General features: G+C 60.5%; 17 protein-coding genes and 2 tRNA genes. 16 read left to right on the top strand and 3 right to left on the bottom strand.

Translation table 11 applies throughout. The annotated features are described in order from the left end of the window. Nucleotides 1-66 precede the first annotated feature (66 nt). The 8 genes from AC1DXW_RS23860 to ychF all read left to right on the top strand — a co-directional run bounded on the left by AC1DXW_RS23860 (nt 67) and on the right by ychF (nt 6,984). Nucleotides 67-1,791, top strand: a complete 1,725-nt coding sequence (locus AC1DXW_RS23860; RefSeq protein WP_477754150.1) for a tetratricopeptide repeat protein — start codon at nt 67-69, stop codon at nt 1,789-1,791. Nucleotides 1,792-1,795: 4 nt separating this feature from the next. Continuing rightward, a complete protein-coding gene (lolB, locus tag AC1DXW_RS23855) occupies nt 1,796-2,413 on the top strand; it encodes a lipoprotein insertase outer membrane protein LolB (protein WP_477754151.1) in 618 nt (205 codons plus the stop codon). Between the two features lies 1 nt (nt 2,414). Then, nucleotides 2,415-3,266 carry a 4-(cytidine 5'-diphospho)-2-C-methyl-D-erythritol kinase gene (gene ispE, locus AC1DXW_RS23850; protein WP_477754152.1) on the top strand — a complete coding sequence of 284 codons (852 nt, stop codon included), beginning with the start codon at nt 2,415-2,417 and terminating at the stop codon, nt 3,264-3,266. 36 nt (nt 3,267-3,302) lie between these two features. Continuing rightward, a tRNA-Gln gene (locus tag AC1DXW_RS23845) sits at nt 3,303-3,377 on the top strand. A gap of 46 nt (nt 3,378-3,423) precedes the next feature. Further along, the gene (locus tag AC1DXW_RS23840; RefSeq protein WP_003208392.1) at nt 3,424-4,365 is read left to right on the top strand and encodes a ribose-phosphate pyrophosphokinase; all 942 of its coding nucleotides are present in this window, start codon (nt 3,424-3,426) and stop codon (nt 4,363-4,365) included. 142 nt (nt 4,366-4,507) lie between these two features. Continuing rightward, nucleotides 4,508-5,107 carry a 50S ribosomal protein L25/general stress protein Ctc gene (locus AC1DXW_RS23835; RefSeq protein WP_477754153.1) on the top strand — a complete coding sequence of 200 codons (600 nt, stop codon included), beginning with the start codon at nt 4,508-4,510 and terminating at the stop codon, nt 5,105-5,107. 169 nt (nt 5,108-5,276) lie between these two features. After that, nucleotides 5,277-5,861, top strand: a complete 585-nt coding sequence (gene pth / locus AC1DXW_RS23830) for an aminoacyl-tRNA hydrolase (protein ID WP_008153430.1) — start codon at nt 5,277-5,279, stop codon at nt 5,859-5,861. Between the two features lie 22 nt (nt 5,862-5,883). Next, on the top strand, nt 5,884-6,984 hold the full coding sequence (ychF, locus tag AC1DXW_RS23825) for a redox-regulated ATPase YchF (protein ID WP_223501897.1): 1,101 nt from the start codon (nt 5,884-5,886) through the stop codon (nt 6,982-6,984). Nucleotides 6,985-7,171: 187 nt separating this feature from the next. Here ychF and AC1DXW_RS23820 read toward each other — a convergent pair whose 3' ends face one another. Next, entirely contained in the window at nt 7,172-8,389 is a 1,218-nt protein-coding gene (locus tag AC1DXW_RS23820; protein WP_477754155.1) for an MFS transporter, read from the bottom strand. A 332-nt stretch (nt 8,390-8,721) separates the two neighbouring features. Here AC1DXW_RS23820 and AC1DXW_RS23815 point away from each other — a divergent pair, with 332 nt between their 5' ends. Further along, complete coding sequence (locus tag AC1DXW_RS23815) at nt 8,722-10,779, top strand: methyl-accepting chemotaxis protein (RefSeq protein WP_477754156.1); 2,058 nt, start codon at nt 8,722-8,724, stop codon at nt 10,777-10,779. Nucleotides 10,780-10,794: 15 nt separating this feature from the next. Here the strand turns inward: AC1DXW_RS23815 and AC1DXW_RS23810 are convergent, their stop codons facing one another. Next, nucleotides 10,795-11,700, bottom strand: a complete 906-nt coding sequence (locus AC1DXW_RS23810; protein WP_477754157.1) for a LysR substrate-binding domain-containing protein — start codon at nt 11,698-11,700, stop codon at nt 10,795-10,797. A gap of 228 nt (nt 11,701-11,928) precedes the next feature. On the opposite strand from AC1DXW_RS23810, the gene AC1DXW_RS23805 reads away from it, so the two are divergent. The 6 genes from AC1DXW_RS23805 (at nt 11,929) to AC1DXW_RS23780 (ending at nt 17,542) form a co-directional block, all read left to right on the top strand. Next, the gene (locus AC1DXW_RS23805; protein ID WP_477760534.1) at nt 11,929-13,047 is read left to right on the top strand and encodes an ABC transporter ATP-binding protein; all 1,119 of its coding nucleotides are present in this window, start codon (nt 11,929-11,931) and stop codon (nt 13,045-13,047) included. A 15-nt stretch (nt 13,048-13,062) separates the two neighbouring features. Beyond that, a complete protein-coding gene (locus AC1DXW_RS23800; protein ID WP_007981819.1) occupies nt 13,063-13,983 on the top strand; it encodes an ABC transporter permease in 921 nt (306 codons plus the stop codon). Beyond that, nucleotides 13,983-14,789 (top strand): ABC transporter permease, encoded by an 807-nt coding sequence (locus AC1DXW_RS23795; RefSeq protein ID WP_477754159.1) that lies wholly within the window; start codon nt 13,983-13,985, stop codon nt 14,787-14,789. Before AC1DXW_RS23800 ends, AC1DXW_RS23795 begins: the two co-directional genes overlap by 1 nt. 27 nt (nt 14,790-14,816) lie before the next feature. Beyond that, nucleotides 14,817-15,863, top strand: a complete 1,047-nt coding sequence (locus AC1DXW_RS23790; RefSeq protein WP_477754160.1) for an ABC transporter substrate-binding protein — start codon at nt 14,817-14,819, stop codon at nt 15,861-15,863. Nucleotides 15,864-15,923: 60 nt separating this feature from the next. Beyond that, complete coding sequence (locus AC1DXW_RS23785; RefSeq protein WP_477754161.1) at nt 15,924-17,378, top strand: amidase; 1,455 nt, start codon at nt 15,924-15,926, stop codon at nt 17,376-17,378. Between the two features lie 87 nt (nt 17,379-17,465). Next, nucleotides 17,466-17,542 (top strand) — tRNA-Met (locus AC1DXW_RS23780). 154 nt (nt 17,543-17,696) lie between these two features. On the opposite strand, the gene AC1DXW_RS23775 is transcribed toward AC1DXW_RS23780, so the two are convergent. Next, nucleotides 17,697-18,800, bottom strand: coding sequence for a DUF2817 domain-containing protein (locus AC1DXW_RS23775; protein ID WP_477754162.1), 1,104 nt, complete (start codon nt 18,798-18,800; stop codon nt 17,697-17,699). Nucleotides 18,801-18,966: 166 nt separating this feature from the next. Here AC1DXW_RS23775 and ggt point away from each other — a divergent pair, with 166 nt between their 5' ends. Next, nucleotides 18,967-20,799, top strand: coding sequence for a gamma-glutamyltransferase (gene ggt / locus AC1DXW_RS23770; protein WP_477760533.1), 1,833 nt, complete (start codon nt 18,967-18,969; stop codon nt 20,797-20,799). The last annotated feature ends 35 nt before the right edge of the window (nt 20,800-20,834 follow it).

Raw genomic sequence — 20,834 nt, 5'->3', positions numbered from 1 at the left:
CGGTTATGTTTGGCTGAAAGCTTGTGTCATGATGATCCGACCGCAGGTTAGTCGTCCTCTTCCTATATGAATAGATCTTCCGCGTTGCTCCTCGCTTTTGTCTTCCTCAGCGGCTGCCAGGCCTTGGCACCCGTTCCGTCGGACGGTACGTCGCCGGTTGAAGACAGCACCCCGGTCCCTGAAAAGCCCAAGGTCTACAGCTCATTCAGCGAGGACACCATCTTCAGCCTGTTGAGCGCCGAACTGGCTGGCCAGCGCAATCGTTTCGACATTGCCCTGGACAACTATGTGACCCAGGCCATCAATACCCAGGATCCGGGCATTTCCGAGCGGGCATTCCGTATCGCCGAATATCTGGGCGCCGATCAGGCAGCCCTGGACACCGCGCTGATCTGGGCCAAAAACGCCCCCAACGACCTCGAAGCGCAACGCGCCGCCGCCGTGCAACTGGCACGCGCCGGTCGTTATGACGACTCCATGGTCTATATGGAGAAAGTCCTGCAAGGCAAGGGTGACACGCATTTCGACTTCCTCGCGCTGTCCGCGGCCGACACCGACCAGGACACCCGCAACGGCTTGATGAAAAGCTTCGACCGTTTGTTGCAGCGTCATCCGGACAACAGCCAGCTGATTTTCGGCAAGGCGCTGCTGATGCAACAGGATGGCGATACCAAAGGCGCGCTGAAGCTGCTGGAAAACAATCCGCCGGACGACGGCGAAATTGCCCCGATTCTGCTGCGTGCACGCCTGTTGCAAACCCTGAATCGCGGTGACGAAGCCTTGCCGCTGCTGCAAAAAAGCATCAAGAAATATCCGGACGACAAGCGCCTGCGCCTGACTTACGCACGCATGCTGGTTGAACAGAACCGTATGGACGACGCCAAGGCCGAGTTTTCGAGCCTGGTTCAGCAATACCCGGAGGACGACGAACTGCGTTACTCCCTGGCACTGGTCTGCCTGGAAGCCAAGGCCTGGAACGAGGCCAAGGGTTACCTGGAAGACCTGATCGCCCGGGAAAGCCACGTCGACTCGGCGCACCTGAATCTCGGTCGCATCGCCGAAGAACAAAATGACCCGCAAGGCGCGCTGATTGAATACGCCAAGGTTGGCCCGGGCAGCGACTTCCTGCCGGCGCAATTGCGTCAGGCCGACATCCTGATGAACAACGGCAGGACCGCCGAAGCCCAACGCAAGCTGGCGGCAGAGCGCGACGAGCAGCCGGATTACGCGATCCAGTTGTACCTGATCGAAGCCGAAACCCTGTCTGCCAACAATCAGGGCGACAAGGCCTGGAATGTTCTGCAACAAGCCTTGCAGCAATATCCGGACGATTTGAACCTGCTCTACACCCGCGCCATGCAGGCGGAAAAACGCAATGACCTGGCACAGATGGAAAAAGACCTGCGCACGATCATCAAGCGCGACCCGGACAATGCCATGGCGTTGAACGCCCTCGGCTACACCCTGTCCGACCGCACCACGCGCTACGCCGAAGCCAAGGCCCTGATCGAACAGGCGCACCAGATCAGTCCGGAAGACCCGGCGGTACTCGACAGCCTTGGCTGGGTGAATTACCGCATGGGCAATCTCGACGAAGCCGAGCGCCTGTTGCGTCAAGCCCTGGATCGCTTCCCCGATCAGGAAGTCGCCGCTCACCTGGGCGAAGTCCTGTGGGCCAACGGCAAACAGCGCGAAGCCAAACAGATCTGGGGCAAGTTCCTCAAGGAACAACCCGACAGCCCGACCCTGCGCGGCACCATCAAACGCCTGACCGGATCAGAGACTCTTTAAGATTATGTTTTTGCGCCATTTCATCGTTTTCAGTTTTATCGCCCTACTTGCCGGTTGCGCGGGCCTGGGTCCACGCGAATCGGTCGAGGGGCACGGCAATCCCGCCCAGTGGCGCGAGCACAAAGAGCAACTCACTGCCCTCGATGGCTGGCAGATCGACGGCAAGATCGGCATCCGCGCCCCGAAAGACTCGGGCAGTGGCACGCTGTTCTGGTTGCAGCGCCAGGATTACTACGACATTCGCCTGTCCGGTCCGTTAGGCCGCGGCGCGGCTCGCCTGACCGGACGTCCGGGCAAGGTGTCGCTGGAGGTTGCCAACCAGGGACGTTACGACGCGCCGAATCCGGAAGTGCTGCTCGAAGAACAGCTGGGCTGGAAATTGCCGGTGTCCAACCTGGCCTGGTGGGTGCGTGGGCTTCCGTCTCCGGACAGCAAAAGTCGCCTGACACTGGATGCCGACAGTCGCCTGGCCAACCTCGAACAGGATGGCTGGCAGGTCGAATACACCGACTACACCCAGCAAAACGGTTACTGGCTGCCCGAGCGAATCAAGCTGCATGGCTCCGACCTTGACGTCACACTGGTGATCAAGGCCTGGCAACCACGCAAACTGGGGTCATGACATGCCAGCCAATCGCCTGACTTTGCCATCTCCGGCCAAACTCAATTTGATGCTGCACATTCTGGGGCGCCGCGAAGACGGCTACCACGAACTGCAGACGATGTTTCAGTTTCTCGATTACGGCGACGAAATCACCTATGCCCTGCGCGATGACGGTGTCATCCGACTGCACACCGAATTCCCAGGCGTCCCCCACGACAGCAACCTGATCGTCAAGGCCGCGAAAAAACTTCAGGAGCAGTCCGCTTGCTCGCTGGGCGTCGATATCTGGATCGACAAGATCCTGCCCATGGGCGGTGGTATCGGTGGCGGCAGTTCGAATGCCGCAACGACTTTGCTCGGCCTCAATCACCTGTGGCAATTGGGCTGGGATGAAGATCACCTGGCTGGCCTGGGGTTGACGCTGGGCGCCGACGTCCCGGTTTTCGTACGTGGCCACGCGGCTTTTGCCGAGGGCGTGGGGGAGAAACTGACCCCTGTCGACCCGGAAGAACCGTGGTATCTCGTGCTGGTGCCGCAAGTCTCTGTAAGTACGGCAGAAATTTTTTCAGATCCGTTGTTGACACGTAACACTCCTCCCATTAAAGTGCGCCCCGTTCCCAAGGGAAACAGTCGTAATGACTGCTTGCCGGTGGTAACAAGGCGTTATCCAGAGGTACGTAACGCTTTGAATTTGTTAGGTAAATTTACCGAAGCAAAACTCACCGGAACTGGAAGTTGTGTGTTTGGGGGCTTCCCAAGCAAAGCTGAAGCTGATAAAGTCTCGGCCCTTCTTACAGAGACCCTTACAGGTTTTGTAGCAAAAGGAAGCAACGTTTCGATGTTGCATCGCAAGCTTCAAGGTCTGCTCTAAAGGAACCGATTACTGGGTAATCGTTGCAACAGATACAGGGGCGTCGCCAAGCGGTAAGGCAGCAGGTTTTGATCCTGCCATGCGTTGGTTCGAATCCAGCCGCCCCTGCCATTTTCCTATACTCATCCAGGTTACCCTCAGCCTTCAGGTACTGCGCGTGTCCAAGATGATGGTCTTTACGGGGAACGCTAACCCCGATCTGGCTCGGCGTGTCGTACGTCAGCTGCATATCCCTCTCGGTGACATCTCTGTCGGTAAATTCTCCGATGGCGAAATTACAGCCGAGATCAATGAAAACGTCCGCGGTAAAGACGTTTTCATTATTCAGCCGACTTGCGCTCCGACCAACGATAACCTGATGGAACTGGTAGTGATGGCTGATGCCTTCCGCCGCTCCTCGGCTACTCGTATCACTGCTGTTATTCCTTACTTTGGTTATGCCCGTCAGGATCGCCGTCCGCGTTCCGCACGTGTGGCTATCAGCGCGAAAGTCGTGGCTGACATGCTTACCGTAGTCGGCATCGACCGTGTTCTCACGGTTGATCTGCATGCTGACCAAATCCAGGGTTTCTTCGATATTCCGGTAGATAACATCTACGGCTCCCCGGTTCTGGTGGATGACATCGAAGATCAGCGCTTCGAAAACCTGATGATCGTGTCCCCGGACATTGGTGGCGTCGTGCGTGCACGTGCCGTTGCCAAATCCCTGGGCGTGGATCTCGGGATCATCGACAAACGCCGTGAGAAAGCCAATCACTCTGAAGTGATGCATATCATCGGTGATGTCGAAGGGCGTACCTGTATTCTGGTCGATGACATGGTCGATACCGCCGGCACCCTGTGCCACGCGGCCAAGGCCTTGAAAGAGCATGGCGCTGCCAAGGTTTTCGCCTACTGCACACACCCTGTGCTGTCCGGTCGGGCGATCGAAAACATCGAAAATTCCATGCTGGATGAACTGGTGGTGACTAACACCATCCCGTTGTCCGCTGCTGCACAAGCCTGCTCGCGTATCCGTCAACTGGATATCGCGCCGGTAGTTGCCGAGGCGGTTCGCCGCATCAGCAATGAAGAATCGATCAGCGCGATGTTCCGCTAAGGGCCCTGCCCTTCTCGAAATGTCTCGTTGACGAAAAGCGCCCCGCCCCGGCATTCCTGTCGGGGCGGGGCTTTTTTGCCCATATCGCCTTTAGCGCTGGTCGCAAACGCTGGGGCGAATGTGGTTATTTTGGAGATACAACATGAACGATTTTACCCTGAATGCTGAAGTGCGTTCCGACCTGGGGAAAGGTGCGAGCCGCCGCCTGCGTCGTCTCGCAAGCCTGGTTCCAGCTGTAGTTTACGGTGGCGAAAAAGCCCCTGAATCCATCAGCATGCTGGCCAAAGAAGTTGCCAAACTGCTCGAAAACGAAGCGGCTTACAGCCACATCATCGAGCTGAACGTTGGTGGCACCAAGCAGAACGTCGTGATCAAAGCCCTGCAGCGTCACCCGGCCAAAGGCCACGTGATGCACGCTGACTTCGTACGCGTAGTAGCTGGCCAGAAACTGACCGCTATCGTTCCAGTGCACTTCATCAACGAAGAAGCACCGACCAAGAAAGGCGGCGAAATCTCGCACGTTGTTGCCGAGATCGAAGTTTCCTGCCTGCCGAAAGATCTGCCTGAGTTCATCGAAGTCGACCTGGCTGACGCTGAAATCGGTTCGATCATTCACCTGTCGGACCTCAAGGCTCCTAAAGGCGTTGAGTTCGTGGCCCTGGCACACGGCGATGACAAGGCTGTTGCCAACGTCCACGCTCCACGTGTTGCTCCAGAAGCTGCAGAAGGCGCTGCAGAGTAATTTTACTCTGTACGCCGGAGTGACCGGAAACATCGCGGACTAGAGCATAGCGAGAAAGCGGGCGAGAACGCGGAGTTTACATCATGGTAAATGAGCAATTTTCGTCCACTTTCGCCGCTCTCCCTGATTGCGGCGATGTTATCCACCACTCCAATGAAGGGCCCCTATCGTGACTGCCATCAAACTGATCGTTGGCCTGGGAAATCCAGGCGCTGAATACGAACAGACCCGGCATAACGCAGGGGCCCTTTTTGTTGAGCGCATCGCGAACGCACAAGGCGTGAACCTTGTGGCGGACCGCAAATATTTTGGCCTGACCGGGCGCTATTCGCATCAGGGTCAGGATGTTCGTCTGCTGATTCCCACCACGTACATGAACCGCAGCGGCCAGGCCGTAGCGGCACTCGCCGGTTTCTTCCGCATCACGCCTGAAGAAATCCTCGTGGCGCACGACGAACTCGACCTGCCACCCGGCGTTGCCAAGCTCAAGCAGGGCGGCGGCCATGGCGGTCACAACGGGTTGCGCGACATCATTGCGCAACTGGGCAATCAGAATACCTTTCATCGCTTGCGGCTTGGCATTGGCCACCCGGGCGTTGCCAGTATGGTTTCAAATTTCGTCCTGGGTCGTGCGCCACGCGCCGAACAGGAAAAACTCGATGCCAGCATCGACTTTGCCCTCGGCGTGCTGCCGGATATCCTCGCCGGTGAATGGAACCGCGCGATGAAAAACCTGCACAGCCAGAAGGCCTGACTCTTATCCGAGGGGAAACACCATGGGATTCAATTGCGGCATCGTCGGCCTGCCTAACGTCGGCAAGTCCACCCTGTTCAACGCCCTGACCAAATCCGGGATCGCGGCCGAGAACTTCCCCTTCTGCACCATCGAGCCGAACAGCGGTATCGTGCCGATGCCGGATCCGCGTCTGGAAGCTCTGGCAGCCATCGTCAATCCAAAGCGCATCCTGCCGACCACCATGGAGTTCGTCGACATTGCGGGCCTGGTAGCCGGTGCGTCGAAAGGCGAAGGCCTGGGCAACAAGTTTTTGGCCAACATCCGTGAAACCGATGCCATCGCCCACGTGGTCCGCTGCTTCGAAGACGAGAACGTGATTCACGTTTCCAACAGCGTCGACCCGAAACGCGACATCGAAATCATCGAGCTGGAACTGATCTTCGCCGACCTCGACAGCTGCGAGAAGCAACTGCAGAAAGTCGCGCGTAACGCCAAGGGCGGTGACAAGGATGCAGTGGTCCAGAAAGGCCTGCTGGAGCAACTGATCGCTCACTTCACCGAAGGCAAGCCAGCGCGCAGCCTGATGAAGAACATGGGCACCGACGAGAAAGCGGTGATCAAGGGCTTCCACCTGCTGACCACCAAGCCGGTCATGTACATCGCCAACGTCGCTGAAGACGGTTTCGAGAACAACCCGCACCTGGACGTTGTACGCGCCATCGCTGAAGAAGAAGGCGCCGTGGTTGTACCGGTGTGCAACAAGATCGAAGCGGAAATCGCCGAACTCGATGACGGCGAAGAGAAAGACATGTTCCTCGAAGCCCTGGGCCTCGAAGAGCCTGGCCTGAACCGCGTGATCCGCGCCGGCTACGAAATGCTGCACCTGCAGACCTACTTCACCGCCGGTGTCGAAGAAGTCCGCGCCTGGACCGTCCGCGTCGGTGCCACCGCACCACAAGCCGCTGGCGTGATCCACACCGACTTCGAAAAAGGCTTCATCCGCGCCGAAGTGATCGCCTACAACGACTTCATCCAATACAAGGGCGAAGCCGGTACCAAGGAAGCCGGTAAATGGCGTCTGGAAGGCAAGGACTACATCGTCAAAGACGGCGACGTGATGCACTTCCGCTTCAACGTGTAAGCCGCAACGCCCAAGAAAAAGCCGCGTTTGATACGCGGCTTTTTTGTGCCTGATACATTCATCCGCCACACCACCGAACCACTGTGGGAGCGAGCTTGCTCGCGATAGCGGACTGTCAGCCAACTGATCTGCAAGCTGATACACCGTCATCGCGAGCAAGCTCGCTCCCACAGGGATTTGTGTTGGGTCAGGTCTTCTTCGTACGCGGCAGGAAGATCGCCAACACCCCGAACAACGGCAGGAACGAACACAGGTAGTACACGTATTCGATACCGCGAATGTCCGCCAAATGCCCAAGCAAAGCCGCGCCAATCCCGCCGAAGCCGAACATCAGGCCGAAGAATACCCCGGCGATCATCCCGACATTGCCCGGCACCAATTCCTGGGCGTACACCACGATGGCCGAGAACGCCGAGGCGAGGATGAAGCCGATGACCACGCTGAGAATGCTGGTCCAGAACAGGTCGACATGGGGCAGCAGCAAAGTGAACGGTGCAACGCCGAGGATCGAGAACCAGATCACTGCCTTGCGCCCGATCCTGTCGCCAATCGGCCCGCCAAAGAATGTCCCCGCGGCTACTGCGCCGAGAAACAGGAACAGGTGCAGCTGCGAGCTGGCCACCGACAGGTCGAACTTCTCGATCAGGTAGAACGTGAAGTAGCTGGTGAGGCTGGCCATGTAGAAATACTTGGAGAACACCAGCAATCCGAGCACGACCAACGCGCTGGTCACTCGGCCCTTGGACAGGCCGTGAGTCGCCGCCTGGCCTTGCTTGAGCTTGAACAGGTTCAAGTGGTTGGCGTACCAGCGGCTGATCCGGTAGAGCACGAACAGCGCAAACACCGCGAACAGGCCGAACCACGCCACGTGCCCTTGGCCATAGGGAATGATGATCGCCGCCGCCAGTAACGGGCCGAACGCCGAGCCTGCATTACCGCCGACCTGGAAGGTCGATTGCGCCAGCCCGAAGCGCCCGCCTGAAGCCAGGCGCGCCACGCGGGACGCTTCCGGGTGGAAGGTCGATGAACCGATGCCGATCAAGCCTGCCGCCAGCAGAATCAACGGAAAGCTGCCGACCACCGACATCATCAGAATCCCGACCAGGGTGCAGACCGTCCCCGCCGGCAACAACCACGGCTTGGGATGGCGGTCGGTGTAGTAACCGACCCACGGCTGCAGCAGCGAGGCCGTCAACTGGAACGTCAGGGTGATCAGGCCGACCTGGGTGAAGGTCAGGCCATAGTTGGCCTTGAGCATCGGGTAGATCGACGGCAGCACCGACTGGATCAGGTCGTTGATCAAATGCGCCAGCGCTACCGCGCCGATGATGCGCATCACCAGGGGACTGCTTTGGGGCGTAGTGGACGCCGGCACTGAGCCGGACTGGGCGTTGCTGATAGCCATGGGGGTTTCCGTACAACAGGTGGGTACAAACAGGCAGATACATCAATGTGCCATTTTTCAGTGCAGCAACGCCATCCCCTTAGCCTGCTAACGACCTCGTTTTTCATCGCCACAACCTTGATGGCGCAAAGCCATGGTCTGAATCTTGCCTTCCTTGTCTGCTTGAACGCGGCCTCCTTACAAAGGAGACCAAGAATGGGAAGTTTCGCCACAGAGTCGGCCTACAGAGCGGACAAGGGTGAACTTTCGAGGCCTTTTAAGAGGGCACGAGTCGGGGGCAACAACCTCCGGCGCACGCCAATGGTGCGTGGTGTCCAGAGGAGTCATGGGGCATGCAGGCTTTTTTATCACCGGGGATCGGGCTGCTGGGGCGCTTCGGCTTCGCACGCAAATTCCAGCTGTTGTTTCTGCTGTTTATCCTGCCGCTGGCCGGCAGCCTGTGGATGATCGGCCAGGACTATCGCGACAAACTCAGCCTGATCTCCGGCGAACGCGCCGGGGTGCGGCAACTGCTGGCGCTTGATGCGCTGGATGACCTGCTCGGCGCCCAGCGTGATCGTGCCGCCCGGTGGCGCGCCACGGAAACCAATCGCCAGCCAACGCCCGCCACCCTCGCCGCGATGGCCGCCTTCGATGCGGTTCAGCCCGCCGTCAGCCAGGCCACTGCCGAGTTGGGCAACGCCCTGCAAAAAGAAAACGCCGAGGGCGAAACCCTGTTGCGTTATCAGGCCCTGCAAACCGCCCTCGATGGCCTCGACTCAAAAAACCTGAGCAACGTTGGCTGGTGGCCCGATGGCTATGATCGCTTCACCAACGCCTTGAGCGCCCTGCAAGCCTTGCGCGAACAGATCGCCATGGACAATCGCCTGACGCTGGCGCCGTGGCTGGAGACTTATTTGCTGACGCAGATTTCCACACAGCATGCGCCAGACCTGATCGAACGGGTCGGTCGTCTGGCAGCGGTGGGTCAGGCCTCGGTGGTGTCTGGGCAGTTCACCCTGCAAAGCCGTCTGCAACTGCGCGACTTGCGCAGCCGCATCGGCGATGCACGAGAGCAGCTGGTGAAAACCGCAGGCCTGCTCGAAGCACGCCTGCCCAGCGCTCTGCAAACCTGGGCCGGGCAATATCACGACAGCCTCAAGCACCTGGACGCAGGCCTGAAGGTGCTGGATGACGGCGTGTTCGGCGGCAGCATCAACCTGAAGCCGGATGACTTCGAACGCACTCTGGATGCCCTGCTCTCCGATCTAACCTCGTTGCGCCAGCAGTCGCTGGTGTCGCTGGATCAACGCCTGGATTACTACCACGACTCGGCAATCCGCCAGTTCATTGTGGTGGCCGCCGTGTTGGGCTGCCTGCTGTTGGCCGCGCTGTATCTGTTCATCTGTTTGCAGGCCTCGATCCGCCGCAGCGCCAGCGGCATCACGGTGCTGGCCGAGGCCTTGCGCGATGGCAATCTGAGCCTGCAAGTGCCGGTTCAAGGCCGGGACGAACTGGCAGTCATCAGTACCGCGCTGAACGTCGCCGTGGTGCAACTGCGCACCAGCCTGCAAGGGGTGGATCACGAAACCCTGCAACTGAGCAACGCAGTGCAAACCCTCAATCATCATTCCAGCGACGCCTTGGGCGAAGTCGAAGCCCAGCAGCTGCAGATCAGCCAGATTGCCGCTGCGGCGACGCAACTGGCCGCCACCTCACAAGGGGTGGCCCACAGTTGCGAACAGGCGTCCGGCAGCGCCCAGCACACCCGGCGCATTGCCGCCGACAGCAGCCGTGACAGCCAGCGCACCACCGCGAGCATCCAGCAACTCAATCAGCGCCTGAACGAGACCGCTGCGGCACTGGGCCGGGTCAGTGAACAAGGGCAGCAGATTCAACTGGTGGTCGACACCATTCGCGGCGTCGCCGAGCAGACCAACCTGTTGGCACTCAACGCCGCTATCGAAGCGGCACGGGCGGGCGAGCAAGGGCGTGGCTTCGCGGTGGTGGCCGATGAGGTGCGCAGCCTGTCCCAACGCACGCAATCGTCGACTGCACAGATTGCCGGCACGGTCGACAGCCTGCGCAACACGGTGAATGAGGCCGTCAGCCTGATGCAAGCCGCGTGCAGTCAGGCAGAGTCCGATGCACAAGCGGTCACCGGCCTCGGTGAACGGCTCGGGGAAATCGCCAGTGCGGTGCAGAGCGTCACCGATACCCTGGCGCACATCGCCACGGCGGTGGAAGAACAGGCCAGTACCGCCGACGAGGTCAGCGGCAACATCCAGCAGGTCGATCAAGCGGCGGTACGTTTGCTCGAAGGGGCCCGCGCGGTGAACCAGGCGGCGGACACCCTGAGCCACGGCAGCAAGGCCCTCAGCGACAACACCGGGCGCTTCCGCTTGAGTTGAGTCCGCCAGGACTTCTCAGGCGCGGATCACCGCTTCCGGGAAGTCCTGCTCCAGCTCGGTCTTGAGCCAGTCGATAAACCACGCCACGTCCGCCGAGAGCTCGGCGGACGGCGTCAGCACCCGGTAGCTTTCCAGCTTCACTTGCGCGTCCACCACCCGCACCAGCTTGCCGCTATGGAGTTCTTCGCGCACCAGCACTTCGTTGGCCAGCGCAATGCCCTGCCCGCTCTCGGCCACCGACAGCGCGTGGTCGTTGTTGACGTAGAGCATGTCCGAATTGAGGTGGATGTCGAGGTCGTTGGCGGCGAACCACAGGTTCCACCACTCGCCGTCATCGACGTGGATCAGGTTGTGCTTCACCAGGTCCGCGGGGCTGTCGATGGGCTCGACGCTGGCCAGATAATCGGGGGAACAGATTGGAAACACCCGAGGACAAATCAGGCTGGTGCGGGAGTGGGCATATTGGCCGTCCAATCCGTAGACGATGCCCAGGTCAGCACTTTTGCCATCCACTTCGGTGAAGGTCGAATTGGGTTCGATGGCGAACTTCAAGCCCGGGCGCAGATGACGCATGGCCTCGATGCGCGGCATCAGCCAGCGCTTGGCGAACCCCGGCACCACCATGATGCGCAGCCAGCGCTCGGCGTGTTTGGGCTGCGCCTCTTTTCCGGCCTCGATGATCAGCTGCAAGGCGGCGGTGATCTTGCGGTGGTACTTCTCCCCCGCCGTCGTCAGGTTGACCCCGCGAGAGGTGCGCTCGAACAGTTGGATGCCCAGCCAGTCTTCCAGCAACTTCACGTGACGGCCGATGGCCGGCTGGGTCACGTGCAGGGCCTTGGAGGCTTCGACATAGCTGCCCAACCGGGCCGCGGCATCAAAGGCACGCACCGCGTTGAGTGGCGGCAAACGGTGGTCAGGCATGGTTTCCGGGCGCCTTCTGCTGTTAAATTTTTTAACAGCCCCTATGTTAAAATTGAAGTTTCGCCCCCGCAACCCCTCGCTGATAATCGATCCACAGCAGAACAAAAAAACAGCTGGTTACAACACCCGAACGCAATCTCGATCCTGCCCAGAAAAATAATATCCATGGCCCGAAGGCACAGCTGTTTTCAGCACGTGCGCAGGCGATGGGGGAATCGGAGGTAACGCATGAATGCCCTGCATTCGCTGCAAACGCTGGCGGTGTCCATCCGCTCAGTGCGCAAAGTCTACGGTGATCCAAAGACTGGCCCGGTGGCGCTGAAAAGCATCGACCTGGACATTCGCGACAACGAGTTCTTTACCCTTCTCGGCCCTTCGGGCTGCGGCAAAACCACGCTCCTGCGGATGATCGCCGGGTTCGAATTCCCTACTGAAGGCGAGATTCTGCTCTACGGCGAAAACATCGCCGACCGCCCGCCCTTCCAGCGCCCGGTCAACACGGTGTTCCAGCATTACGCGTTGTTCCCGCACATGACCATCGCCGAGAACCTGGCCTTTGGTCTTGAGTCCCACCCGATGGGCAAAGTCCTGAACAAAACGCAAATGGCCGAACGAGTGCGCGAGATGCTCGCCCTGGTGCAGATGGAGCGCTTTGCCAACCGCAAGCCGGCGCAACTGTCCGGCGGTCAGCAACAGCGCGTGGCCCTCGCTCGTGCATTGGCGCCGCATCCCAAAGTCTTGCTGCTCGACGAACCACTCTCGGCGCTGGACCTCAAGCTGCGCCAGGCCATGCGCGAAGAGTTGAAAACCATTCAGGCCCGCACCGGCATCACCTTCATCTTCGTTACCCATGACCAGGAAGAAGCCCTGACCATGTCCGACCGCATCGCCGTGTTGTCCGAAGGCGAAGTGCAGCAGGTCGGCCGCCCGGAAGACATCTACGAACACCCGCGCAATCGCTTCGTGGCGGACTTCATCGGTGAAACCAACTTCATCGAAGGCACGGTCACCCGTGTCGAAGACGGTCTGGCCTGGTTCGCCGGCCCGGCCGGTCATCCGCTGCCTGCACAGCCATGCAGCGATGTGCGGGTCGGTGCCAACGTCGCATTGTCCGTGCGCCCCGAGCGTTTGCATCTGGTACCGGGCAATACCGAATGTGCCTTGCCGTGCCGGATCGAAGCGCAGATCTACCTCGGCACCGACCTGCAATACCAGGTCAGCCTGAGCGACGGTTCACGCCTCACCGTGCGCACCCCCAACTGCGTCGACCAGAGCAAACGCTTCGCCGTCGGCAGCCAGGCCGGTCTGTTGTTCGACCAGGGCAGCGCCAGTGTCCTGCACGATTGAGCACGAGGAATTGCCATGCACGCTTTACCGATTGCCAACACGCTGGAACGTCGGCGGGCCTTCCAGAGCTTTCTCGGTGTCAGCCCCGCCCTGATCGCCATCGGCCTGTTTCTGATCGTGCCGATCCTGATCGTCATCGGTTACTCGCTGATGGAGGCCAACCCCTACGGCGGGGTGAACAAGGTATTCAGCAGCGACGCCTACACCTCGCTGCTGTTCGAGCGGCAACTGGATGACAGCCTGGCCTTCGCCGACTCCTACCTGATCATCGCCCTGCGCTCGATAGGTATCGCCGGGCTGACCACGCTCATCACCCTGTTGATCGGTTTTCCGGTGGCGGTATGGCTGGCCATGCAACCAGCTCATCGTCGCGGCCTGCTGATCTTCCTGATCACCGTGCCGTTCTGGGCCAACCTGTTGATCCGCACCTATGCGTGGATTCTGCTGCTGCGCAACACCGGGGTGATCAACAACAGCCTGATGGGCCTCGGGGTCATCGACCAACCGCTGCAACTGCTCTACACCGACGGCGCGGTGCTGCTGGGGCTGGTTTATACCTACGCGCCCTTCGTGGTGCTGCCGATCTACGCCACCCTGGAAAAAATGGACATCCGCCTGCTCGAGGCCGCTCAGGACCTCTACGCCGGACGCGTTCGAACCTTGCGCAAGGTGGTGTTACCGATCGCCAAACCAGGAATTCTCGCCGGCGCCATCCTCACCTTCGTGCCTTGCCTGGGCGCGATGATCGCCCCGGAACTGCTCGGCGGCGGCACGCGGATGATGCTCGGCAACCTGATCTTCCGCCAGTTCAGCGATGCGCGTAACTGGCCATTCGGCGCGGCGCTTTCGCTGGTGTTGATGGCGGCGGTGATGTTGGTACTGACGGTTTATGCCTTGCGTGCCGAGCGCCAGCGCATCGCCAAAGGAGGTGCGTGATGATCGGCCTGTTCAAACGCAATACGGCGGGCGTGCAGGACTTCCCCGGCTTCGGCGGCTTCAGTTTCCTGTTCTATCTGTACCTCTACGCACCGATCGTGGTGCTGGTGGTGTTCTCGTTCAACGCCAACCAATCGGCCACGGTGTGGACCGGTTTCAGCATCGACTGGTATCGCGCGGCCTTCGCCAACCAGGCCCTGCGCCAGGCGGCCGGCAACAGCCTGTTGATCGCGGTCTGCGCCAGCATGGTCGCCACGGCCATCGCCACCCTCGCCGCCCTCGGCACCTCACGGGGTGCGAAGTTCAAGGGCCTGCAACTGTCCATGGGCGCGATCATGTTGCCCCTGGTGCTGCCGGAAATCGTGGTCGGCGTCGCCACCCTCGCGCTGTTTTCCACCATCGGTCTGTCCCTGGGCTACGGCAACCTGATCATCGCGCACACGGTGTTCTGTATCCCGTTCGCCTTTCTGCCAATACGGGCACGCCTGAACGACATGGACCTGTCCCTGGAACAGGCCTCGGCCGACCTGTATGCCGGCCCATGGCGGACCTTCCGCAAGGTCACCCTGCCGCTGCTGATGCCGGGGATTTTCTCCGGGCTGATGCTGGCCTTCATCGTGTCGCTGGATAACTTCGTGATCTCGATGATGGTCTCCCAGGCCGGCACCACCACCTTGCCGATCTTCATCTTCGGCCTGTTGCGCATGGGCGTGACACCGGACGTCAACGCCGTCTCAACGCTGATCCTGGGCGTCTCGGTGCTGTTCGTCACGCTCTCTTATCTGTTGGGCAAAAAGAAATCCTGAACCTTCTACGCACTGTGGGGAAATAGCATGAGCAAGTTGATTGCAAGCATCGGCACTTCGTTGTTCCTGACTTTACCGCTGACCATGGCCGGCAGCGTTCAGGCCGCGGAAAAGCTCAACGTGGTGAGCTGGAGCGGTTACTTTTCGCCGGAGATTCTCGCCAAATTCCAGAAGCAGACCGGCATCGAAGTCACAGTCGATTCCTACGATTCCAACGAAACCCTGCTGGCCAAATTGAAACAGGGCGGTGCCGGTTATGACGTGGCGATCCCCTCGCACCAGTTCGTGCCGATCCTGATCAAGGAAAAACTGCTGGAGCGCTTTGACCCGGTCAACGAGCCCTACTACGCCAGCGTCGTCGACAACCTGAAAAAACCCACCTGGGACCCGGAAGGCGCCTACTCCGTACCGTTCATCTGGGGCACCACCAGCGCGGTGCTCAACACCGAGCGCTACAAGGGCCCTGCCGACAGCCTCAAGGTGCTTTACGAGCCACCGGCCGAGCTGCAAGGGCGAATCAACATGTTCGACTCGGTCAGCGACGTGGTGGACATGGCCAGCCTGTACCTGAACATTCCGCTGTGCAGTGAAGACCCGAAGCAGATGCAGCAAATCCTGACCCTGCTCAAGGCGCAGAAACCCTTCGTCAAGACCTACAGTTCCAAGGCCGGCTCGATCCGCGAAAACCTCGCCTCGGGTGAAATCGACATGTCGACCTTCTGGGGCGGCTCGTCGATGCGCGCCCGGGAGATGAAACCGAGCCTGAAGTATCTCTACCCGAAAGAAGGTGTGCTGGCCTGGGTCGACAACATGGTCATCCCGACCGGCAGCAAGAACCCGGCGAACGCCAAGGCCTTCATCGCGTTCCTCAGCCAGCCTGAAAACGCGGCGATGACCCAGAACTTCCTCAAGCACCAGAGCCCGATCAAGGGTGTGGAACCCTTCCTCGATGCGGGCCTGAAGGACGCGCCGGAGCTGCACATTCCCGAAGGCACCAACGTGGTGTTCAGCAAGACCTGCGGCGAAGGCGCGATCCGCCTGGCCGACCGTCTCTGGACCAACCTGATGCGTTGATCTCTACCGCCCCGACGCGATGGCGGGGCGTTTTTCCAGCCGTCTGAAAGGCCGCTTGCAATGAACTCTAATAACATCAGCGAACTGGTCCTGTTGCAGGCCCACGAGCTCGCCGAACGCATCCGCCTGCGCCAGGTTTCCTGCCGGGAAGTGATGCAGACTTATCTTGCCCACATCGAACGCTTCAACCCGCTGGTCAATGCGCTGGTGAGCCTGCAAGCGCCAGAAGACCTGCTGGCCCAGGCAGATATCCGCGATGCCGAACTGGCTCGTGGTCAATACAGGGGCTGGATGCACGGCCTGCCCCACGCCATCAAGGACTTGTCCCTGACCCAGGGCATCCGCACCACACTGGGTTCGCCGCTGTACAAGGACTTCATCCCCGAGCGCGACGGCATCATGGTTGAGCGGATCAAGGCTGCCGGCGCGATTATCATCGGCAAGAGCAACACCCCGGAATTCGGTCTCGGCTCGCAAAGCTATAACCCGCTATTCGGCGCGACCGGTTGCGCCTACGACCCGAGCAAGACCGCCGGCGGCAGCAGCGGTGGCGCGGCGGCGGCGCTGGCCATGCACCTGGTGCCGGTGGCCGACGGCAGCGACATGATGGGCTCGCTGCGCAACCCGGCCGCCTTCAACAACATCTTCGGCTTCCGTCCGTCACAGGGCCGAGTGCCCTTCGATGACAGCGCTGATCTGTTTATCGATCAGCTCGGCTACGAAGGCCCCATGGCTCGCAGCGTGCGCGATGCAGCGTTGCTGTTATCGGTGCAGGCCGGGGCCGATGCGCGGGCGCCACTGTCCATTGCCGAGTCCGGCAGCGCCTTTGCAGCACCACTGGATCGGGACTTCAAAGGCACTCGTCTGGGCTGGCTCGGCGACTTCAACGGCTATCTGCCGATGGAAAAAGGCATCCTCTCATTGTGCGAAAAGGCCTTCGGCGATTTCGAAAGCCTGGGTTGCCATATCGAACCCGTACAGTCCGAATTCGCGCCAGAGAAGCTGTGGAGCAGTTGGCGGACGTTGCGTCACTGGATGGTCGCCGGCTCGTTGGGCGCGACCTATGCCGACCCGCAAAAACGTGCGCTGTTGAAACCGGAAGCCTGCTGGGAAGTGGAGAACGGCCTGAAACTCTCGGCCACCGAGGTGTTTGCCGCCTCGGTGACGCGCAGCGACTGGTATCGGGCGATCTCCAGGCTGTTCGAAAAATACGACTACGTGCTGCTGCCCAGCGCCCAGGTGTTCCCGTTCGATAAAACCCAAGCGTGGCCCGCCTCCATCGAAGGCGTGACTATGGACACTTATCACCGCTGGATGGAGGTGGTGATTCCCGGCACCTTGTCCGGTTGCCCGGTGGCTAACGTACAGGTCGGCTTCAACGCCAGCAGCCTGCCCATGGGCCTGCAAATCATCGGCAGACACCAGGCCGACTTCGCTGTCCTGCAACTGGCGCACGCGTACGAACAGGCCAGTCGCTGGTTCCAGCGCTGCCCTTCACCCCTGCTCAGAGGATAGATTTTGATAAACGGTTGAAAGCGCAGAGAAATATTTTAGATTTATGCTTGACGCATCCCCGTTACCGGTGAATAATGCGCGCCACTTGGCTACATAGCTCAGTTGGTTAGAGCATAGCATTCATAATGCTGGGGTCCGGGGTTCAAGTCCCTGTGTAGCCACCAAGTACTAAAAACGGCTTACCGCAAGGTAAGCCGTTTTTTTATGCCTGTAGGAGCGAGCTTGCTCCGGGCGGCGTTCCGACGATGGACTCAAGAGCGCCGCGTTTAACCAGTAAACACGCGTTATCGTTAACGACCATCGCGAGCAAGCTCGCTCCTACACTGCCGGCAATGCAGACAACGCCCGCTCCCAGATCTGCCACGTCCGCAACCAGACCATCGCCTGCCAATCGCTATCCGCCGGATAGAACTGCTCAAGCAGATTCAGCTTGATCTCGCGCCCTGCTGCATCACTCGGGTTGCCGTGCAGATGCAGCCAGTGGTCATCGCGCAGATGCCGGTGAACGTCCGGCCCCGGATACGTCCCGCACTCGATGACGAAAGGCATCAACCGTACCTGCAGCAGCGCATCGATCAATGCCTGCGAGGTGTAGCCGGTGGCTGTTGCCGCCACGCCCGTTTCGCTGACGGTGTCGGCGCCGGTTTGCAGGCTGTAGAGCCACGGGCCATAAATCGCCTGCGCATCCGCCAGCGCCGGATAGACGGACTCGGTGATGGTCAACAACATCGGATGACCGTACTCGCCAGCGCCCGTGTGCAAGTCGAAACACATGGCGACCTCGGCATGGGCCACGTGCTTTTGCACGATCTTGTGCAGCGTGCGGTTTGACCAGCTCGGCGCCAGCCCGCCGAAAAACAGGCCGTCGGGATGAGCATGCTGACCGCCCTCGACAATCGACATGACTGCCGGCCAGCCGTGCAGGCGGATCTGCTCGTCGAGCAAGGCATCGGCACGATCACGCTGCGGACCGCGCAACTGCGGGCAGGCATAGATTTCATGCAGGGCGTTGTAGGCCTGGTTGTCTGGCAGCGGTCGCTGGAAATCCAGGTGATTGCGGTTCAAGTCGATGTTGTCTTCGTTGACCCGGCGCAACCACGCCATGCCCCAAGGGTTGATGGCATGGATCATGACTACGGCGACATCCGTTGGCAGGGAACGCTTGCCCAACTCCTGCAGCCATTTGATCTGGCAGCCCGAGCCGTAGAAGCCTTCGACCCCGTGAGTGCCGCTCAACGCAATCAACAGGCGCTTGGCGCCCGGATCACCCAATAGCGCCACATCCGTGCTCAAGGGCTCACCAAACGGCCCTTTGAGCGGGTGTGGATACTCGGTCAAGGTTGCGCCTGCGGCAGTCGCGGCCGCCAGAAACTGTTCGCGCTGAGTGCGATAACTCGGCTGGGTGGGAAACTCGGTCTGCATGTCTGCCTCTTGTTGATCTTCTGGCCTGTCTGTTGGCAACGACCCTACAGAAAATCCTGCCATTGATGAAGGACAAAAACTTCGGTGCCGTGGGACCTGGTTTGCTTCCCTCCCGGTCGGCCGATAAAGTCCATTGATCGTAGATCCAACGGACGGAGTACCCCACGTGTTCTCAACCTTCCCTTTGCGCCGCTATCGCATGCCAGCCCTGGTTCTGCTCGCCAGTGCCTTGAGCCTGGCCGCGTGCCACAACACTTCGCTGCCGACGCTGCCGCTCGCACCGGAAAGCGCTACCGGTTTCCGCACCGACTTGCGCACCCAGCACGCCGAGAAATACATGGCAGCGGCGGCCAACCCACTGGCGGCCGAAGCCGGGCGAGAGATGCTGCGCCGGGGCGGCTCGGCCATCGATGCCGCGATTGCGATGCAAGCGGTGTTGACGCTGGTCGAGCCACAGTCTTCGGGCATCGGTGGCGGCGCATTGATCGTACTCTGGGATGGCAAAGCCGTGCGCACCTACGACGGACGTGAAACCGCCCCGGCCGGCGCCACCGAGAAGCTTTTCCTGCAGGCCAACGGACAACCGATGGGCTTCACCCAGGCGCAGATTGGTGGGCGCTCAGTGGGTACGCCGGGCGTGCTGCGCGCTCTGGAACTGGCCCATCAAAAACACGGACGCCTGCCCTGGGCACAACTGTTTGAACCGGCCATCCAGCTCGCCGAACAAGGCTTCGCCATTTCGCCACGCCTGCACCAGTTGATCGCCGCGGATTCGTCCATGCCGCATTCAGCGGAAATGATGGCTTACTTCCGAAATGCCGATGGCAGCCCAAAAGCCGTCGGCACAAACCTGAAGAACCCGGCTTTGGCCGCCGTGTTCAAACGCATCGCCCATGAAGGTCCCGATGCCCTGTACAAAGGCCCCGTCGCCGAGGAAATTGCGACCAAGGTTCAGGGTCACACCAACCCCGGCAGCCTGTCCCTGACCGATCTCGCCAACTACCAGGCCAAGGAGCGCGCGCCGCTGTGCACCGACTACAAGCGCTGGCAGGTCTGCGGCATGCCGCCGCCGTCGTCGGGAGGGATCGCCGTGGCGCAGATCCTCGGGACATTGCAAGCCCTGGAGACTCGCGACAAGCGCCTGGCGCTGGCGCCGCTGAAACCGGTCAAGACCGCGGCCCCGGCCGGCATCGAACCCGTCCCGCAAGCCGTGCACCTGATCTCTGAAGCCGAACGCCTGGCCTACGCCGACCGCGCTCAGTACGTCGCCGATACCGACTTCGTCCCGGTGCCGGTCAAAGGCCTGGTCGACCCCGCCTACCTTGCCAGCCGCGCCGCCCTGATCGGCGAACGCAGCATGGGCACGGCCAAACCCGGCACTCCGCCGGGTATCCGGGTGGCCTATGCGCCGGACCGTTCGCCGCTGCGGATTTCCACTTCGCAAGTGGTGGCCGTCGATGATGCAGGCGGCGCCGTGTCGATGACCACCACCATCGAGTCGGCGTTCGGCTCGCACATCATGGTTCAGGGTTTCATGCTCAACAACGAGATGACCGACTTCTCGTTTATCCCCGAGGAAAACGGGCAAAAAGTCGCCAACCGCGTCGAGCCCGGCAAACGCCCGCGCTCCTCCATGGCCCCGACCCTGATCTTCGACCGCCAGAGCGGCGAATTCCTCGCCACCGTCGGTTCCCCCGGCGGCTCGCAAATCATCGAATACGTGGCCAAATCCACCATCGGCCTGCTCGACTGGAACCTCGATGCCCAAGCCGCCATTAACCTGCCCAACTTCGGCAGCCGCAACGGCCCGACCGAACTGGAACAGGGGCAGTTCAGCCCGACGCTGGTTCAGGCGCTGAAAGACAAAGGGCACAGCGTGAGCGAAATCGACATGACCAGCGGGACCCAGGCGATTGTTCGGGTCAAGGATGCCCAAGGCAAAGCGTCGCTGACAGGCGGGGCCGATCCGCGGCGTGAGGGGCAAGCGTTGGGGGATTGAGTCGTACGCGGGAATGAGAAAGGGCTTACCGATGG

The organism is Pseudomonas sp. P4_C4, assembly GCF_056402055.1.
Note: the sequence above shows the minus strand (reverse complement) of the source record. Positions and strands in the feature narration are given on the sequence as shown.

Bases quoted from the DNA above. Each gene is read 5' to 3' on its own strand.
- AC1DXW_RS23795 (WP_477754159.1), top strand. From the start codon at position 13,983: ATGATCGGCCTGTTCAAACGCAATACGGCGGGCGTGCAGGACTTCCCC.
- AC1DXW_RS23800 (WP_007981819.1), top strand. From the start codon at position 13,063: ATGCACGCTTTACCGATTGCCAACACGCTGGAACGTCGGCGGGCCTTC.
- AC1DXW_RS23835 (WP_477754153.1), top strand. From the start codon at position 4,508: ATGAACGATTTTACCCTGAATGCTGAAGTGCGTTCCGACCTGGGGAAA.
- AC1DXW_RS23815 (WP_477754156.1), top strand. From the start codon at position 8,722: ATGCAGGCTTTTTTATCACCGGGGATCGGGCTGCTGGGGCGCTTCGGC.
- AC1DXW_RS23785 (WP_477754161.1), top strand. From the start codon at position 15,924: ATGAACTCTAATAACATCAGCGAACTGGTCCTGTTGCAGGCCCACGAG.
- AC1DXW_RS23860 (WP_477754150.1), top strand. From the start codon at position 67: ATGAATAGATCTTCCGCGTTGCTCCTCGCTTTTGTCTTCCTCAGCGGC.
- AC1DXW_RS23820 (WP_477754155.1), bottom strand. From the start codon at position 8,389: ATGGCTATCAGCAACGCCCAGTCCGGCTCAGTGCCGGCGTCCACTACG.
- AC1DXW_RS23775 (WP_477754162.1), bottom strand. From the start codon at position 18,800: ATGCAGACCGAGTTTCCCACCCAGCCGAGTTATCGCACTCAGCGCGAA.
- AC1DXW_RS23790 (WP_477754160.1), top strand. From the start codon at position 14,817: ATGAGCAAGTTGATTGCAAGCATCGGCACTTCGTTGTTCCTGACTTTA.
- lolB (WP_477754151.1), top strand. From the start codon at position 1,796: ATGTTTTTGCGCCATTTCATCGTTTTCAGTTTTATCGCCCTACTTGCC.
- ispE (WP_477754152.1), top strand. From the start codon at position 2,415: ATGCCAGCCAATCGCCTGACTTTGCCATCTCCGGCCAAACTCAATTTG.
- ychF (WP_223501897.1), top strand. From the start codon at position 5,884: ATGGGATTCAATTGCGGCATCGTCGGCCTGCCTAACGTCGGCAAGTCC.
- AC1DXW_RS23810 (WP_477754157.1), bottom strand. From the start codon at position 11,700: ATGCCTGACCACCGTTTGCCGCCACTCAACGCGGTGCGTGCCTTTGAT.
- AC1DXW_RS23805 (WP_477760534.1), top strand. From the start codon at position 11,929: ATGAATGCCCTGCATTCGCTGCAAACGCTGGCGGTGTCCATCCGCTCA.